The 15866-nt window shown below is 37.1% G+C and carries 13 protein-coding genes; 9 read left to right on the top strand and 4 right to left on the bottom strand.

Going from position 1 to position 15866, the window contains the following annotated elements:
• Positions 1–87: 87 nt before the first annotated feature.
• From AC23ME_RS11785 to AC23ME_RS11775, 3 genes are all read right to left on the bottom strand, one after another.
• Positions 88–987 carry a hypothetical protein gene (locus AC23ME_RS11785; protein WP_487727969.1) on the bottom strand — a complete coding sequence of 300 codons (900 nt, stop codon included), beginning with the start codon at positions 985–987 and terminating at the stop codon, positions 88–90.
• 68 nt (positions 988–1055) lie between these two features.
• A complete protein-coding gene (locus AC23ME_RS11780) occupies positions 1056–2675 on the bottom strand; it encodes a hypothetical protein (RefSeq protein WP_487727968.1) in 1620 nt (539 codons plus the stop codon).
• Between the two features lie 122 nt (positions 2676–2797).
• Positions 2798–4894 carry a tetratricopeptide repeat-containing sensor histidine kinase gene (locus tag AC23ME_RS11775; RefSeq protein ID WP_487727967.1) on the bottom strand — a complete coding sequence of 699 codons (2097 nt, stop codon included), beginning with the start codon at positions 4892–4894 and terminating at the stop codon, positions 2798–2800.
• A 51-nt stretch (positions 4895–4945) separates the two neighbouring features.
• Between AC23ME_RS11775 and AC23ME_RS11770 the strand changes: the two genes are divergently transcribed.
• The 3 genes from AC23ME_RS11770 (at position 4946) to AC23ME_RS11760 (ending at position 6925) form a co-directional block, all read left to right on the top strand.
• Positions 4946–5566, top strand: coding sequence for a response regulator (locus AC23ME_RS11770; protein ID WP_487727966.1), 621 nt, complete (start codon positions 4946–4948; stop codon positions 5564–5566).
• A 344-nt stretch (positions 5567–5910) separates the two neighbouring features.
• Positions 5911–6300, top strand: a complete 390-nt coding sequence (locus tag AC23ME_RS11765; protein WP_487727965.1) for a response regulator — start codon at positions 5911–5913, stop codon at positions 6298–6300.
• Between the two features lie 103 nt (positions 6301–6403).
• Complete coding sequence (locus AC23ME_RS11760) at positions 6404–6925, top strand: DUF421 domain-containing protein (RefSeq protein ID WP_487727964.1); 522 nt, start codon at positions 6404–6406, stop codon at positions 6923–6925.
• Between the two features lie 11 nt (positions 6926–6936).
• Here the strand turns inward: AC23ME_RS11760 and AC23ME_RS11755 are convergent, their stop codons facing one another.
• Positions 6937–7845, bottom strand: coding sequence for an NAD(P)/FAD-dependent oxidoreductase (locus AC23ME_RS11755; protein WP_487727963.1), 909 nt, complete (start codon positions 7843–7845; stop codon positions 6937–6939).
• Between the two features lie 126 nt (positions 7846–7971).
• Here AC23ME_RS11755 and AC23ME_RS11750 point away from each other — a divergent pair, with 126 nt between their 5' ends.
• From AC23ME_RS11750 to AC23ME_RS11725, 6 genes are all read left to right on the top strand, one after another.
• Positions 7972–8121, top strand: a complete 150-nt coding sequence (locus AC23ME_RS11750; RefSeq protein WP_487728311.1) for a DUF3606 domain-containing protein — start codon at positions 7972–7974, stop codon at positions 8119–8121.
• Positions 8122–8127: 6 nt separating this feature from the next.
• Complete coding sequence (gene ligD, locus AC23ME_RS11745) at positions 8128–10869, top strand: DNA ligase D (RefSeq protein ID WP_487727962.1); 2742 nt, start codon at positions 8128–8130, stop codon at positions 10867–10869.
• 281 nt (positions 10870–11150) lie between these two features.
• Complete coding sequence (locus tag AC23ME_RS11740; RefSeq protein ID WP_487727961.1) at positions 11151–11612, top strand: GNAT family N-acetyltransferase; 462 nt, start codon at positions 11151–11153, stop codon at positions 11610–11612.
• Positions 11613–11646: 34 nt separating this feature from the next.
• A complete protein-coding gene (locus AC23ME_RS11735; protein WP_487727960.1) occupies positions 11647–12918 on the top strand; it encodes a PAS domain-containing protein in 1272 nt (423 codons plus the stop codon).
• 173 nt (positions 12919–13091) lie between these two features.
• Positions 13092–13283, top strand: a complete 192-nt coding sequence (locus AC23ME_RS11730; protein WP_487727959.1) for a hypothetical protein — start codon at positions 13092–13094, stop codon at positions 13281–13283.
• A gap of 262 nt (positions 13284–13545) precedes the next feature.
• The gene (locus AC23ME_RS11725; protein WP_487727958.1) at positions 13546–15864 is read left to right on the top strand and encodes a mechanosensitive ion channel domain-containing protein; all 2319 of its coding nucleotides are present in this window, start codon (positions 13546–13548) and stop codon (positions 15862–15864) included.
• The last annotated feature ends 2 nt before the right edge of the window (positions 15865–15866 follow it).

The raw sequence follows: 15866 nt of genomic DNA, 5'->3' as shown, positions 1-15866 counted from the left end.
ATATTTAAATAGTGTTTACTATCGGTTTACTTGTATTGATTTTATACGTATTAGTTCGTAGCAAATACTAAATGATGCTAACTCTAGCTACCAGTTAACAGGATAATCAAAATCTATGGTGAACTGGTCTGTACCCGAATTGCTACTGTAAGGGCTCCAACCCATTGACCATATCGCATCGAAAGGCATAAAAGTGTAAGCAATATCATAAGTAACTGGAGAGTTACCGATATAGACATAGAATTTTGTAGGAGGATTGGGACCAAAGCTTTGTCCGTAGTAAATGATTGGCCTATGTTCACCAAATACGAAACTTTCTTCAAAACGTTTGGTTTGCTCTGTTTTTATATCCCTACCGTTTAACCATTTTCCTGGTTCGTATACCCACTTTATCAGGTTTGTTTTTGCGTCTTCCCAATATTTGTTGGTTGTATTGTATCTCCTCTCAGTAACATTTATTGTCGAGATATTTCCTTTATCGTCGTAAATAAAGCTTCGGCTCCCTTTAGCTACACTATCTGTACCTTTTAAGATGCTATAATTTAAACTTATGCGCTCGCCTTTGGTATTGTATTTGGCATTAGACCAATTTTCTTTTTCCCAACCGCTTGATGTACGCGACTGCCACTGTGTACCTTCTGCATTATAGATGAATGAAACGTTATAACTACTACTAGGATCGCTTTGGTCAAAGATGTTTAGCTTTAACGGCTGATTTTTGCTGTTGTACAGATATTTATAGCTAACAAACCTATCATCGGCAATTGCCAAACTATCTACATGTTTGCTCGGAGTATAAAACGGTTTGTATTTCCATACATATGACCTTGAGCCACCTGTATGTTGGGAGGCAAAAAAGTGATGTACTTTCATTTCTGTAGGTAATTCGTTTGGATCTCTCTTTCTTTCGGAGGCATCTTTTTTGCTACATGAACATATTATAATACCTAGAAAAAATAAGGTTAAATATTTAATGGAATTCTTCATCGTAGTTATAATCTGAGTTAATTAATTATCTCCTTTTTTGGTAATTAACCTTTTCTAAGGGATGATTTTTACAACGTATGTTTATGTAACCATAACTGTTTGTCGTCTTCGCTATTGCCAAAATAAACTAGCTCCTTTTTGTCTTTAGAAAGATATATTGGAAACTTGTCGTTTACCACATATTTTTTATCGCCAGGAAAAACCAAAGAACCTAGATTACCATTCTCTATTTTGGCATATTTAGGATACATGTTGCCTTTTTTAGTTATTTCGTAGGCACTCCAGAGCAGACTACCGTTGTGAAGTGTTATTAGAGAAATAGGTGAGGGCATCCTTTCAGAAGTTTTTTCTATCTGTGGCATTACTAAATGTTTTGCAATACTGCTATCTGGCGAAATATTGAAAGCATAGATATCTCCCCATTTCTCTGGATCGCTATCCTTTTTCTCAAAAGCTTGTCCTGTCAACCAAACTTGGTTATCAGAGGTTTTAATAGCGTCATTAGTAGAAAATCGACTTAGTTCTATCCCCAAACTCTTAATTGGCGTTGCTTTGGTAATAACTTCTTGCCCTTTTTTAATTTTGATGGTTACCAATTGATCGTCATTACCTTTAAAGGCTACAAAATCTGCAAATTTGCTTTCACTCCCAGCTTTACTAGTACCTATAATAACGGTTTCGTCGCCGAAATTGTAGATATGTAAATTGTTTAATCTTCCGTAAGGACTATTAAACACTACACGTTCTTTTATTTTTGTGTCTACTCCAATTCGGAAGTATTCGTAAGTAGACCTATTTTTGGTCATAACTGGGCCGTGCGTTGGTGTAAAAATCATCAACATATCGTTGCTATTGTCCGTTGCAGGCTGATTGTAAAAACCATAGACACTGTGATCAAATTCGAAGGAACTTTCTGCAACTTTTTCGAGTGTTTTTGCACTAAACCGTTGCGACATGAAAACCACGTGACCAAGCTTTCTTCCTGGTGCAAGTTCTGTCATTTTTGGTGCATAAAATGAAACTACCATTACATCGCCACTTGAAGAAGAAACTCTTTTTTGCCCATCCATACCGATGCTACGTGACATAGAGCCGCCACCAACCGACTTGCCTGTAGCAAATAGCTCCGCTGGTGCGTCAGTTTGAAAGCCAACCATTGTTAGCTTACGACCATTATCAGCTTTTACTAACACTTTTTGCCTAGCAATAAAACCTTGCGAAGAGATGGTAGCACCATTCATTGGATTTTTCATAGCTGTCCAGCCGATATATCCGTTCATAAGTGTTAATCCATTAAAAATACTGTTATCAACCGACAAAACACTATCTCTGATAATGCCGCCAATACTGCCAGAACCAGCAGCGAAAAGCCACGAACTGCCCCAAGTTTTTTTCTTTGCTTGCTCTACATCTAGCTCTTCTTCAGTTTCACTTAGTAAGTTTAAGTTTTTGTCGAAAATGTAGTTACTGTAAATTTCTTGCTTTTTACCCTTCTTGATAAACAGCGCACTAATTTTACCATCACCGTCGTTAACATCGAAGGATCTGATGTCGTTAGATTTTGCCGAGGTTTTAATTGGATAGGTTTTGTCTTGCGCTACAGCTGCTACTGAAGTGAGTAGGAAGGAAGCGATAAGTCCGAAGTTCTTAACTCCAGATCTGAAGTGTTTAATAGATATTTTTCCCATGTTTGTGCTTTTTGGATAAACGAAGTTCCCTCAAAAACACAATGGTTACAATGCCAACTAGGGGGTATTTTACCTACCTGATTTCCGGTAGATAAGTGATTTACCTAGCCTAAAAATGTTTTTTAAACCGGAATGGAAATAAAAATTAGTGTTCCACCGCCAAGATGAGAGTTTAGTTCTAAAGTGCCTTTTACAAAGTTTATTCTCGATTTCATATTCTGTAAACCAATTCCTTTTTCCCTTACATCATTATCGAAACCACTACCATCATCTTCTATGGTACAAGTTAATTGTTGACCTGCTATTGCCAATTGAATATCCAAGTGCTTTGCTTCTGCGTGCTTAATCACGTTGTTTACTGCTTCTTGAACCACACGATATAACATAATTTCTACATTTCTATCTAAACGGTTTTCAATTCCATATGCATTAAAATTAATGTCAATTACACTGTTATCAATCATACTGATGAAATTTTCTATTGCATTCACTAATCCGTATTTCAATAATGCATCGGGCATCATTTTATGAGATATGCTGCGCATTTCTTGAGTACTTTCCATCATTAAATTAATGGTGTTCTGAAAGGTTTGTTGGGCATCTGTAGAGGCAAAACTCACTTGATTTGACAATGTACTCATATTCATGTTCACTACAGAAAGCATTTGACCTACGCCATCATGTAAATCAATTGCAATTCGCTTGCGTTCGTTTTCTTCGGCTTCTATAACCGCTCTTGTAGCTTTCTCTTGCTGAACTGCTATTTCGTTCTGTAGTTTAGCTTTATGCTCTATTTTTTTCCGTCGTGTATACTGATACACAATTATACCTGCCAATAGGAATAGAGATGCGATGACAATTATTGTTGTATTTTTTCTATCAATCTCCAATTTCTGAATGATCGTGTTATTGTTAAGTAAGGAAATTCTTTGTGTCGCATTTTTTCCTTCCAATTCTTTTTGTCTAATTACATCATTCTGACGATTAATATCTAGATCCTTATTAAGTAAGCTTATTTTGTTTTTTTCGATCAACAAGTTACTAGAATTGATGAGTAACTCTTTGTTCTTTAGGTTAAGTTCCTGAATAGTATTGTTTTTTGTGAGCAGTTCTATTTGCGACTGTTTTTTTTCTGTTTGATATTTGATGTTCATCTCTTGGATCTGAGAAGCCAGTGCGGTTCTATAATTCTCCGCTGCAAGTGTATCACGTTTATCGGAGTATAGATAAGCAGAATCATATTTTCCCAATTTATAATAGTTGTCTGCCAGTGCCCCATACATCTTTTCTAAAAAGCGAGTGTTTTTAGATTTTTTCTCCAGTTCGATAGCTAGGAGGTTGTATTTTAGTGCGTTATTATAGTCATTGATTTTGTAATACGCCCGGCCAAGGTTCTGATATATCCCCCCCAAGTTCGTGTGGTTTCCTACTTTTTTTGACCATTTTTCTGCTTCTAGCGAATAGGCGATTGATTTTGGCTTATCATTGAGCGTGGATGTAATTTTTGCAAGGTTCATGTAAAGTGACGGTAATACCACTTCTATTTTCTGTTCTTTTGCCAATTCGATGGCCTTTATATAAACGTCTCCTGCCTTTTCCCATTCTTCTAAATGATCATATGCAACGCCCAATGAATTTAGCGCTATCAGATAGGTACGTTTTTCCTTTAGATTTTTTGCGATCGCAATATCCTGCTCTAGGTAATTAATTGCCGAACGGTAATCTTGCTGCCTGATATAGGTATTTGCGATATCACCATAACATTTGGCTACTGCGGTTTCATCTTTCAATGATTCGTACCCTTTTAACGCTTCGAACAGAAACTTTAATCCTTCGCTATGCTTGCCTATGCCACTTAAAGCCGCTCCATTGTTTTGCTTAGCTTGACAGGTGAGTACCAAGTCGCCAGCCTTTTCCCCATATGAAATAGCTTTAGTGTGGTAAACAATTGCACTATCGGCCAATCCCATATTTAGTAATATTACGCCTTTAATGTTATAGGTGAGTGCCCTCTTACTATCTAATTTATATTTATCTGATAGAAACACCGCCGAGTCAATGTATAATTTAGCTTTTTTTACACTTACATTGAATGCGCCTCTAGTTGATGCGACAAGTTGGTCTATTTTACCTGGACCGTTGAGATCTTTGTTGGATTGGGCGAAGGAATAGCACCCTAAAATGAGAAAAACAAGCGTTATATTAAATGTTTTAAACATATTTTGTTTGATTTTTCTTTCAAATATAATTTTATTCTTTACTTTCAGCTAATGGAACAAATTAATATTTATATCGTTGATGACCACCAACTTGTGATAGATGGCGTAAAGCTCATGGTAGCCGAAAATGGTATAAATGTAGTAGGTAGCAGCAACTCTGCAAACAAGGCATTAGAGGAAATTGGTGTACTGAAACCTGATATAGTGATTTCAGATATTAGCATGCCAGAAATGAGTGGGGTAGAACTAATAAAACGGTTAAAGCAACAAACGCCCACCTTAAAAATTTTGATGCTCTCTATGTTCGATAATCCATCTTTGTTAAACGATTTAATTCACAGTAATATTGATGGATTTGTCTTAAAAAACAAAGGCAAGGACGAACTGCTATTTGCCATTGCACAAATTAAAAAAGGACAAGTCTACTTCTCTATTGAAATTATGCAGCACCTACTCAGTTTAAAAAAAAGAGAAGAATTGCCACGTCTAACGCTACGTGAAATAGAAATCGTTAAATTGCTAGATAAGGGATTGAGCTCATTTCAAATGGCCGACACACTTTTTATCAGCGAAAACACCGTGGAAACGCATCGCCGCAATATCTTGAGAAAAACAAATACCCATTCTGCAACCGAGCTTTTAAGATATGCAAGAGATAATAGGTTGATATGAAACAAAAGTTTTTGATAAAACGATAGATTTTTGATATTTACCTATTCCATGTTACTCCTCATAACTAAATAGCAACTTGTTTCCTTCCATTTTCAAAATAACTTTTAAACTGTCTTCGCAGCTCGGCTAACTAAATACCGTAGTTTGATTTTAAAAACAAGTAGTTTAACCTAAATGCTTGCCGTTTGTAGTAAACAGCAAGATTTAAAATGAAACTAAAGCGAATAACAATCCAATTTAAGCCCAAGCATCTTGGAAAAGTGCTTCTTTTTTCTTAATTTGAAGATATCCCTTCCTCTAGGACTGCAATGCAGTCGTCCGTTAAAGGAACAGATGCCGAAAAAATGGCAACTATAATTATTCAGGAGAACGACAGCGCAGTGCTGGATGTGCTCACCTTGGCTCTAAAATTAGAGGGTCACCAATCTATCGGTTTATTAGGTTCATGTCCCTTGGCAATGTCTAATTCGATAAAGCGTAATATACCCGATCTAGTTTTAGTAGATTATCGAAATAAGGATAGCGCTGGCTTAACTTTACTTTCAGCAGTTAAGAAATTGAAAGCCAAATTGCCTGTCATTGCGTTAAGCTGTGATCTAAATATTTCAAAAATTGCTACTAAATTAGGTTTCGATGGTTTCATCAGAAAACCATTTGATCTTGAAGATATATTTGAGGCAATCAGTAAATTTATTATCACGCAAGAACGACTGGATTATCAAAGTAACCCATAATTATTAACCGATTTTAAGGAAATTAAATACCTGTTTTACTAAGACAAATACCTACACTACATCTACATCAAAACTAGTTTGATTTTCATGTTGTTGGATAGGTATGGAAACAATTTTATTTAAGGATTGGGAAAGTGCAGGACACGTCGCCATCTGCTCGGTTTTAGGTTTTTTCATAGCTTTCTTATTCATCCGCATCTCTGGGAAGCGCACTTTAGCTAAACTTACAGCATTTGATTTCGTGGTTACGGTAACCTTAGGTTCTACCTTATCATCAATAATTTTAGGTAAGACCGTATTGTTTGACGGCGCAATTGCTCTAGCCATTATTATTTTGCTCCAATACCTTCTAGCGTATGTTGCTATGAAGTCTAAACCAATGGAAAAGCTAATTAATTCTAGACCTACCTTACTTTTTTATGAAGGTCATTTTTTAAAAGAGCAGATGGAAAAAGAGGTAGTAACAGAAGAGGAAATTTATGCTGCCATAAGAGAATTTCGTTTATTGAATATAAATGATGTAAAGGCTGTGGTAATGGAATTGAATGGCGAGTTAGCGGTTATTAGGAAATCTATTCCAGATGCTGAAAGACATTCGTTAAAAAATGTACCTGAATTGGATTAAATCGAGATGTGCTAGTTTGACGCAGGCACCAATAATGATTTTTCACTTAACACTTTATTGATGATGGCTCCAGCAAGATTGCCCGATGCTACTGCCGTTGCAATACTTCGCATCAAGCTGGTGCAATCTCCGCAGGCGTAAATACCAGAAATACTGGTTTGCTGGTCAGAGTCGATGAAAATCAAGTTCTTGTCTGTCATTTGGCAGCCAATAGTTTCGGGTAAAGAACTATGTTGTTCAAATTCTGGGTTAGTGTATAACACATCTACTTCTATGGAGCTATCGTCTTCAAATACGATAGCATCAATCTTACCTTTCCTATGGTTAATAGAAAAGATTTTTTTCTCGACTAAACTGATATTATCTTTATTGGTATCTTCAAAATCACCGTTTTGGCATATCAAAGTTAGTTCTGGATGCAGGGGCGCTAATAAATTTAATAGTTGTCGTCCAGCTTCACCTTCAGCAAGTATGGCTCCCTTTTTTCCTCTAAATTCGTGACCATGACAGTAGGGGCAATGTACCACCGAAATGCCCCAACAATCCGAATAGCCTTCAATAGTTGGCAATAAATCTCTTACGCCAGTAGCAAATAGAATTTTTTTCGACGTAAACTGATGACCAGAAATGGTTTTTACTTCAAAGTCTCCGTCCTCACCATGTAATTCTACCACTTTGTCTTCCCGAAATCTTACGGTTGGATAAACTAAAATCTGTTCTTTCGCAGTTTTTACAATTTGCTGTGGACTGTTTCCATTTTGGGTTAGAAAGTTGTAAGATTTTTGAACAGTTTGGTTGCAAGGTTTGCCGCTATCTATCACCAACACTGTCTTGGATAATCGGGCAAGAGAAAGCGCTGCAGACAAACCAGCATAACTACCACCAATGATGATTACATCGAATTTTTCCATTTTATTCATTACGTAGTTTTAGAATTTATTTTTTAAAGACAACTACATACTGTTTTTAAACTTTTTTCTAGCGTAAATGTTTCATTTCAGCTACTAATAACTTTAATAGAAATTTTACGTACATGAACAACCAAGATAGACTTCAAAATCTACATAGATGTTGCAAAACCATACGAATTATGGGATTGGGCAAATAAGTTGAAAGTTAGCGCAGGTATTTTGAAACAGGTGGCATTCAAAGTAGGCGGCTCTCTGAAAGAAGTAAGGGGACATCTAAATAAATAATTGGTTATGGGATTAGATAAGTACGCGAAGAAACGCGATTTCACCAAAACAACTGAGCCAAAGTCTGGCAAGAGCACAGATAAAAACAAGCTCGTTTTTGTTATCCAAAAGCATGATGCATCGCGTTTGCATTACGATTTCCGCTTGGAAATGGAAGGCGTACTTAAAAGCTGGGCAGTGCCGAAAGGTCCGAGCCTAGATCCTAAAACCAAAAGACTAGCCATGATGGTGGAAGACCATCCATTTGATTACAGAACTTTTGAAGGGATTATCCCGAAAGGAGAGTATGGCGGTGGTACTGTGATTGTTTGGGACCAAGGTTGGTACGAACCGTTAGAAACCATTAATGGTAAAAAGGCCCAAGAAAAACTTCTGCTTGCTCAACTGAAAGATGGATCATTGAAGGTGAGGTTGTACGGAGAGAAACTTAATGGAGAATTTGCGTTGGTACGTACTAACGGAATGGGCGAAAACTCTTGGTTGCTTATTAAACATGATGATGATTTTGCCGCCAAAAAAGATGTAACTAAGCTTGGGACATCCGTGCTTTCTGGCAAAACCATCGAAGAAATGGAGAAGTCTGCTAGTAAGGTTTGGACTGATGGTGAAGAACAAAAAATTGAAGCTAAGCAGCCAAAATCTCCCAAAAAATCAACTAAAAAAAGTAGTGTAGAAAAAGATGCTGAAGTGGGTGATGCCTCAGCTAAGTTAGATAGTGCAAAAATCCTCAAATCTGCACCGAAATCTGCCATGCCAAAAGCAATGAAACCGATGTTGGCCACCTTGGTAGATGAACCATTTGATAATGATGAGTGGCAATATGAAGTAAAATGGGATGGTTACCGAGCTTTAGCAACCTTAAACAAGGGCAAAGTGGAGTTGCTATCCAGAAATAACAAATCATTTAACGATCGCTTTTATCCTATCCACAAACTGCTACAAAATTGGAAAATTAACGCTGTGTTAGATGGAGAGTTGCTTGTACTTAACGAAAAGGGAATTTCAAATTTCGGAAACCTGCAAAACTGGAGAAGTGAAGCTGATGGAGAGCTCGTGTTTTACGTATTCGATATTCTTTGGTACGAAGGCAAAAAACTCACTGGCTTAACCTTGTTAGAACGACAAGCAGTTTTAAACGAAGTGTTGCCAACGGATGACGATAGGATAAGGATCTCAAAAGTTTTCGATACCAGTGGCATTGATTTTTTTGATGCCGCAGGTCGCATTGGTTTGGAGGGAATTATGGCCAAACGCAAATCTAGTACTTACTTAGTAAATAAGCGAAGTAAAGATTGGTTAAAAATTAAAGTTGCTAAAAGGCAGGAAGTAATTATCGCTGGTTTTACCCGAAACGAAGACACGTCGAAGTTGTTTAGTTCATTGATTTTGGCAGTTTGGGAAGGTAAGCAGCTTACTTACGTTGGTAAAGTGGGTACGGGATTTTCAGATGCTGACCAAAAGAAAATGATGGAGCAGTTTAAACCGTACATCGTTAAGAAAAGTCCTTTTACAGTAGCACCAGATATAAATAAACTATCCCGCTTTCAGCATAAACAATCGAATGCCAAAGCAACTTGGATGAAACCAGAGCTTGTTTGCGAAGTTGCTTTTACGGAAATTACTGATGATGGTGTGTTCCGTCATCCATCTTTTCAAGGGATGCGTAGCGACAAAGACGGGAAGGACGTTATCCGAGAAGAAGCGGCAGATATCGAGCAAATTGTAGAACCAACTAAAGAAAAATCTAATGGAAAAAAGACTGCAACTAAAACTATTGATACTGAACTTGTACGTCCTCCAAAGGAAACTATCCCGAAAACTTTACTCAACCCAAAAGAGCAAACCCAAGTTAGAAAAGTAAAAGGCAAAGAACTCAAATTTAACAACCTCAATAAGCTTTATTCGCCAGAAGACGGTATTAGCAAGCGAGATATGTTTAATTACTATTACGCCATGGCCGATTATATTTTGCCTTATTTGAAGGACAGACCTTTATCGCTCAACCGTTTTCCAGGTGGAATAAATGGGAAGAGTTTTTATCAAAAGGATGTAAAAGGTAAGGCGCCTGATTGGGCCAAAACTTTCCCATATTCTACAAATGATAACGAAGCAAAAGAGTATTTGGTAGGAGATGATATCGCCACATTATTGTGGACAAATTCATTGGGTTGCATAGAAGTTAATCCGTGGTTTTCGAGGGTTCAGTCGCCAGACAATCCAGATTATTGTGTAATAGATTTAGATCCCGACAAACATCATTTCGATAAGGTAATTGAAGCCGCAAATGCTGTTAAAGAGGTTTTAGATGCCATTGATGTTCCTTGTTATGCAAAAACATCGGGCTCTACGGGCATCCATATCTACATCCCTTTGGGTGGCAAATACAATTACGACCAGAGCCAACTTTTTGCAAAGATTATAGTGAGTATCGTTAACAAACAAATTCCGAGGTTTACCACCTTAGAGCGTATGATTTCGGCCCGTAAAGGCAGAATGTACCTAGACTTTTTACAAAATAGACCGGGTGCAACTATTGCTGGTCCTTACTCACTAAGACCAAAACCCGGAGCTACAGTTTCTATGCCTTTAGATTGGGATGAACTTAAACCAGGTTTAAAGATGACGGATTTTACGATTTTCAACACCTTTGAAAGAGTAAAGGAAAAGGGAGATATTTTTAAAGGCGTGTTGGGGAAAGGTATAGACTTGGAGAAAGCCATATCAAAAGCTAAAGAAATTTATCCTTGAAAATTAAGATAAATGACAAGCGTGGCGATGGGATGTAGGAAATTAGTTATAAATACTTACATCTCATAGAATAGATATACTTTACACTATTAACAGATAAAAGTTAGGCTGGAGAAATCCGACACAGATGATCCCGATGATTTATATAAGACACGCCAACCAATTTCAAATTAGTGCAGTTGATTGAATGTGTCTATCTTAATGTGTGTTCTGTAAGACAAGCTTTGATTCTTTCGCACAATTTGTAACTTTAAACGCTAACCAACACATGATATGAATTTATGCAGCCAATTGAAACAGATGATTTGGAGATAAAACCTTTTGTTAGTAGTTATCGCAACCAACTTTTAACAGTATGGGAAAAATCTGTTTTGGCTTCGCATGATTTCTTAGACCGAAGAGACTTTGAAGTGATTAGCAAATTAATGAGCGGCGTAGACTTCAATAATTTTGGTGTTTATTGTCTGATGTCCAAAAACCTGATGGTAGGCTTTATTGGTGTTGAAGGCGACAAAATTGAAATGCTTTTTATAGATCCAAATTATTTTGGAAACGGATGTGGTCGTAAACTTATGGATTTCGCAATAGATGTGCTCGATGCAAAACTGGTTGATGTGAATGAACAGAATAGTAGTGCGCTGGAATTTTATCGTAGTATGGGGTTCGAAGTTTTTAAACGAACAGAGAAGGATGGACAGGGTATGAATTATCCACTGTTAAAGATGAAACTTAGTCAAAGTTAAATTACCTTTCAAGATATTACGATAGATCACTGGTATGAAAAAACGCTCAATATTTTCAAAAGACCTCATCAATAAATTATGGGACAGCTATATCAACTTCATACAAGACAGGACGCGGTCAGAGCGTATTGATCGTAGCAGAACCGAGATTTGGAAAGATAAGTTCTTTACCGAAATAGCCAAATTCGTACTACCTATTGGTCTTATTACACTTACTGCTGCAGTAGCCATAGAATATGCTGATGGGCATTACAAAACAGTTCTGGTAGATGTAATCTCCTTTATCGCTATCGTTATTGTCATCATTAGTAAAAAACTGAAGATACAAGCAAAAAAGATCTTTGGAATGGCAATTTTGGTCGCGTTTTCTTTAATGAAGATTTCTACGTTGTATTCTTTAACATTAGGTACAATGTATTTATTGGTCTTTAGTATTATTGCAACATTGTTATTTAACAAGAGAGCTGCTTACCTTTCTGTGGTAATAAATGCGGTAATATGTATTGCCTTTACAATAGCGCAAATGGAAGGTTTTCCAATGCACAAAGTGAATATTTCAAATAGTGATATGTCTAGCCGTTGGGCACTTTTTACGTTAAATATCATATTTGTTAATCTGGTAATCGTAGTAGTAATTTTATCAATTACAGATGGCTTTGAAAAGGCAATGGAAAAAGCTGAGAGACTGGCGTCAAAGCTTAGGCAGGAGGTTAGTGAAAAAGCAATTAAAGAAAAGCTTTTACAGGAATCTAGTACGCATTATAGGAGCTTGTTTTTTTTCAATCCGTTCCCCATATTAATTTATGATCCTGTAAGTCTTCGGGTAATTAATGTAAATAAAGCTGCAATACAGTTGTATGGTTATTCTAAACAAGAGTTCCTAGAAATTAACATCAACCTTGTTGCAAATTGTACGGAAGCCGAATTTAGGGATAAACTTAACAATGGAAATGCACATCAGGTAGACAGCCATAGGACCAAGGACGGAGGTAAGATTATGGCTGATATTCACGTTAACTCAATTAAACTGGATGGTCGGTCGGTGAGGGTGGCTATCATCAGAGATATCACCGCCGAAACTAGTTACATGGCAACAATCGCGAGAAAAAATAAAAAGATGAGAGAGATAGCCTACATGCAGTCGCACGTAATACGTAATCCGCTTTCTCAAATCATGGGAATTACTGAATTACTGCAAGATGGCGTGATGGACGATGACGATTTCCAAAAGCTACTGAGCTATCTGATCAATTCGGCGAAAGAACTAGACCTGGTTGTAACAGATGTAATTAGACAAACCGAATAGCAAAAATCATCGATGCAATTATTGCTATTGACAGGGGCTTGAGGAAACATTTAATCTGCTTAATTTTAATTGGAAAATATTCAAACAAACTTCTAAAGCTTGTGTTTTATCACCGTAACGCAAAGGATTTTCCCTAGATCGTTATTTAACTCCAATTAAAATTTTCAGTCACGATGTCAACGAATTCAACGAACAGAGAAATTTCTAGTTTACAGCAAGATGCGCCAGTTGCTATCCTTCCTACACTTTCTAACAATGAAGAAGCGAAAATTGAAGCTCCATTAGAAGTAAAATCTACTAAAAGTAATAACCTTACAAAGCCATTTTATCTCTATCCACGTGATGGACTTTATGGCTTACTTTAACTTTTATCGGCGTTGCCGTGTATAAATATAGGTCGATAGTTTAACTGCTATCGACCTTTTTAATTTGTATCATTTCATGGTTTCATCTTAGCGAATAGCATCAAATTCTAAATTTAATTTGTATCGCTAATACTTATTTGCCAAGTATAAAGGTAACTATCATCAAACTTTAGGCGTTTGCATCGGTTTATTAACTGTGTGCCATAGATACAATTTCAATGGCTTACAATCTGTTATTCATAGTTTATCAAGTTTTATATCGATGTTGAGAATTGCGAAATCCCATTTTTATTTTCTTTTTTTTACGCTACTTATATCAAGTTTTAAGGTAGAAGCGCAAACCATAGATTCTGCCAAAACTATTCCTGACACCTTGCTTTTTAAAATCCAAAAAGCACAATCTGTTGTTACCGAAGTTAATGCCGCAAATAAGAAAGGTTACAACTTAGAAGTAATCTCGAATGCGGTATCAAACATTAAAAATGACATCGAACCTTTAAAATTAGATCTTGGTCAAAAAGGCAAAGAGATAGATGCTAAAAATTTGCAGAGTTACGAGTTACTTTTGAACGATGCGCAAGAACGACTAACTAGATTACGTAATGCCCTGATCAAAAGCAGCAATAGTTTACAAGGTATGGTAGACCAAGTAGTAGCTTTAAGTAACGATACTGTGTTAGAAGTTTCTGCAAAGGAAGGAGAAAAACGGCTGTACGAAGCACAATTGAAGGACATTAAATTACGACTACAGCAAACTGGCAATCTTACAGGTAAAAACCTCGATGATGTAGGGCAACTATTGGCCAATGTTTCTGCGCTAGATATCACAGTTAACGATTTGAAAAACCAAGTTACTGATGGTTTGCAGCGTTCTGGAAAAGTGGCTTTAGGACGTGAGGTTCCACTGTTGTGGGAAACCTCTTGGCAATCTCCGGGGGAAGGTTTATGGTCGCAGTTGGCTTCTTCTTATCAAGGCCAGAAGAAAATATTGTCCTTCTTTTTGGAAACAACCTGGGACAAACGTTTTTTAACCATCCTGTTTTCATTGGCATTTTTTATTTGGGTACACCGTAATTTTAGACTGTCCCAAAGAGCGGCAGTTAAAAGAAAAATTGGAGAAGTACAATTCAATTATTTAAAGCCATTTCCAATTTTGGCCACTTTAATTGTCGGGTTAAGTATTGTTCCATTGTTCGAAACCGGCTCACCATCGCTTTACATTGAACTTACGCAGCTTTTGCTGATGTTGGTCATCACAATACATTTAAGGAAGATTTTACCGAGTCAGCAATTAAAGGGATGGTTACAATTGATACTCGCGTTTGCGCTTTTGATTTTTGTAAGTAGTATCAATAGCGATAGTTTGTGGCAACGATTGGCATTGCTAACATTAAACGTATTCTTTGTGGTGATGGGTGTAAGGATGTTCCGAATGATGAAAATCCAGCAATTTCCGAAGAAATATACGAGAGCGGTAGTGATCATCTTCGTCATTTTCAACTGTCTTGCTTTGTTGCTAAATATATTTGGCAGGTTAAGCTTGGCCAAAGCATTTGCATTAACAGGATTGGTAGGCTTGATACAGTTAATTGGCTTAGCCGTTTGGGTGCAACTATTGTTAGATGCGCTAGAGTTACAACTGAAAATAAGTTCTTGCAGCAAAGGTATTTTCTCTCGTGTGGAACATGTACGCGTTCGTGCATCGGCTAAAAAAGTGCTGCGTTGGGTTGCTCTTTTACTATGGGTAATTGTTTTTTTCGTGAACATGAACCTCACTAATGCCGCATGGAATTTCTTTGAAGCTGTGTTGGCGAAAGAGCGTACTTTTGGCAGTGTTCATTTTACTTTGGGCAATATTTTACTTTTTGTGGTGATTATTTATCTGGCAAATAAACTGCAGAAGAACGTTCCTATTATATTTGGTGATGGTAATTTAAGCTACGAAGGACAAGTTGAACATAAAAGTTCTAAGGTTGCTTTAGTAAGACTTATCATCATCGTGCTAGCGGTGTTATTGGCGCTCACCGCTTCGGGTTTACCTATGGATAGACTTACCGTGGTGCTCGGTGCTTTAGGCGTTGGTATCGGTTTGGGTATGCAGAATATCGTTAACAACTTCGTTTCTGGTATCATCCTCATCTTCGAAAGACCTTTCCGGATAGGTGATTTTGTAGAATTGGCGGATAAAAAGGGTAGGGTGAAAGATATTGGTATTCGTTCTAGCAGATTGGTGACGCAACAAGGTGCAGAAGTTATTATACCCAATGGTGATTTACTTTCTGGAAGACTGGTGAATTGGACATTAAGTCACGATTACGTGAAGTCGGAGTTTTTGTTTAAAGTTCCGGTAGATACCGATTTGAATGTATTGAAGAAGCTAATTGAGGAACAAGTGGCTAAAACTGAGCACGGAATGTCTAAACTCCCTGTCGAAATTTTGATCAACAGTATTGCTGCCGGCAACGTGGAACTTAAGGTTTTGGCTTGGGTAGAAAACATCCATAACGAGTCTAATTTTAAGAGCGAGCTTATGGCTGGCTTATTACAACGAATGAATGAGGCAGAAATTAAAGTGACTTAAGG

The organism is Pedobacter sp. T50_32, assembly GCF_057652195.1.
This window is presented reverse-complemented; position numbering and strand designations above follow the sequence as displayed.

Coding starts and splice junctions, on each gene's coding strand:
- AC23ME_RS11735 (WP_487727960.1), top strand. CDS start 11,647: ATGAAAAAACGCTCAATATTTTCAAAAGACCTCATCAATAAATTATGG.
- AC23ME_RS11780 (WP_487727968.1), bottom strand. CDS start 2,675: ATGGGAAAAATATCTATTAAACACTTCAGATCTGGAGTTAAGAACTTC.
- AC23ME_RS11760 (WP_487727964.1), top strand. CDS start 6,404: ATGGAAACAATTTTATTTAAGGATTGGGAAAGTGCAGGACACGTCGCC.
- AC23ME_RS11755 (WP_487727963.1), bottom strand. CDS start 7,845: ATGAATAAAATGGAAAAATTCGATGTAATCATCATTGGTGGTAGTTAT.
- AC23ME_RS11785 (WP_487727969.1), bottom strand. CDS start 987: ATGAAGAATTCCATTAAATATTTAACCTTATTTTTTCTAGGTATTATA.
- AC23ME_RS11725 (WP_487727958.1), top strand. CDS start 13,546: ATGTTGAGAATTGCGAAATCCCATTTTTATTTTCTTTTTTTTACGCTA.
- AC23ME_RS11775 (WP_487727967.1), bottom strand. CDS start 4,894: ATGTTTAAAACATTTAATATAACGCTTGTTTTTCTCATTTTAGGGTGC.
- AC23ME_RS11730 (WP_487727959.1), top strand. CDS start 13,092: ATGTCAACGAATTCAACGAACAGAGAAATTTCTAGTTTACAGCAAGAT.
- AC23ME_RS11740 (WP_487727961.1), top strand. CDS start 11,151: ATGCAGCCAATTGAAACAGATGATTTGGAGATAAAACCTTTTGTTAGT.
- ligD (WP_487727962.1), top strand. CDS start 8,128: ATGGGATTAGATAAGTACGCGAAGAAACGCGATTTCACCAAAACAACT.
- AC23ME_RS11765 (WP_487727965.1), top strand. CDS start 5,911: ATGGCAACTATAATTATTCAGGAGAACGACAGCGCAGTGCTGGATGTG.
- AC23ME_RS11770 (WP_487727966.1), top strand. CDS start 4,946: ATGGAACAAATTAATATTTATATCGTTGATGACCACCAACTTGTGATA.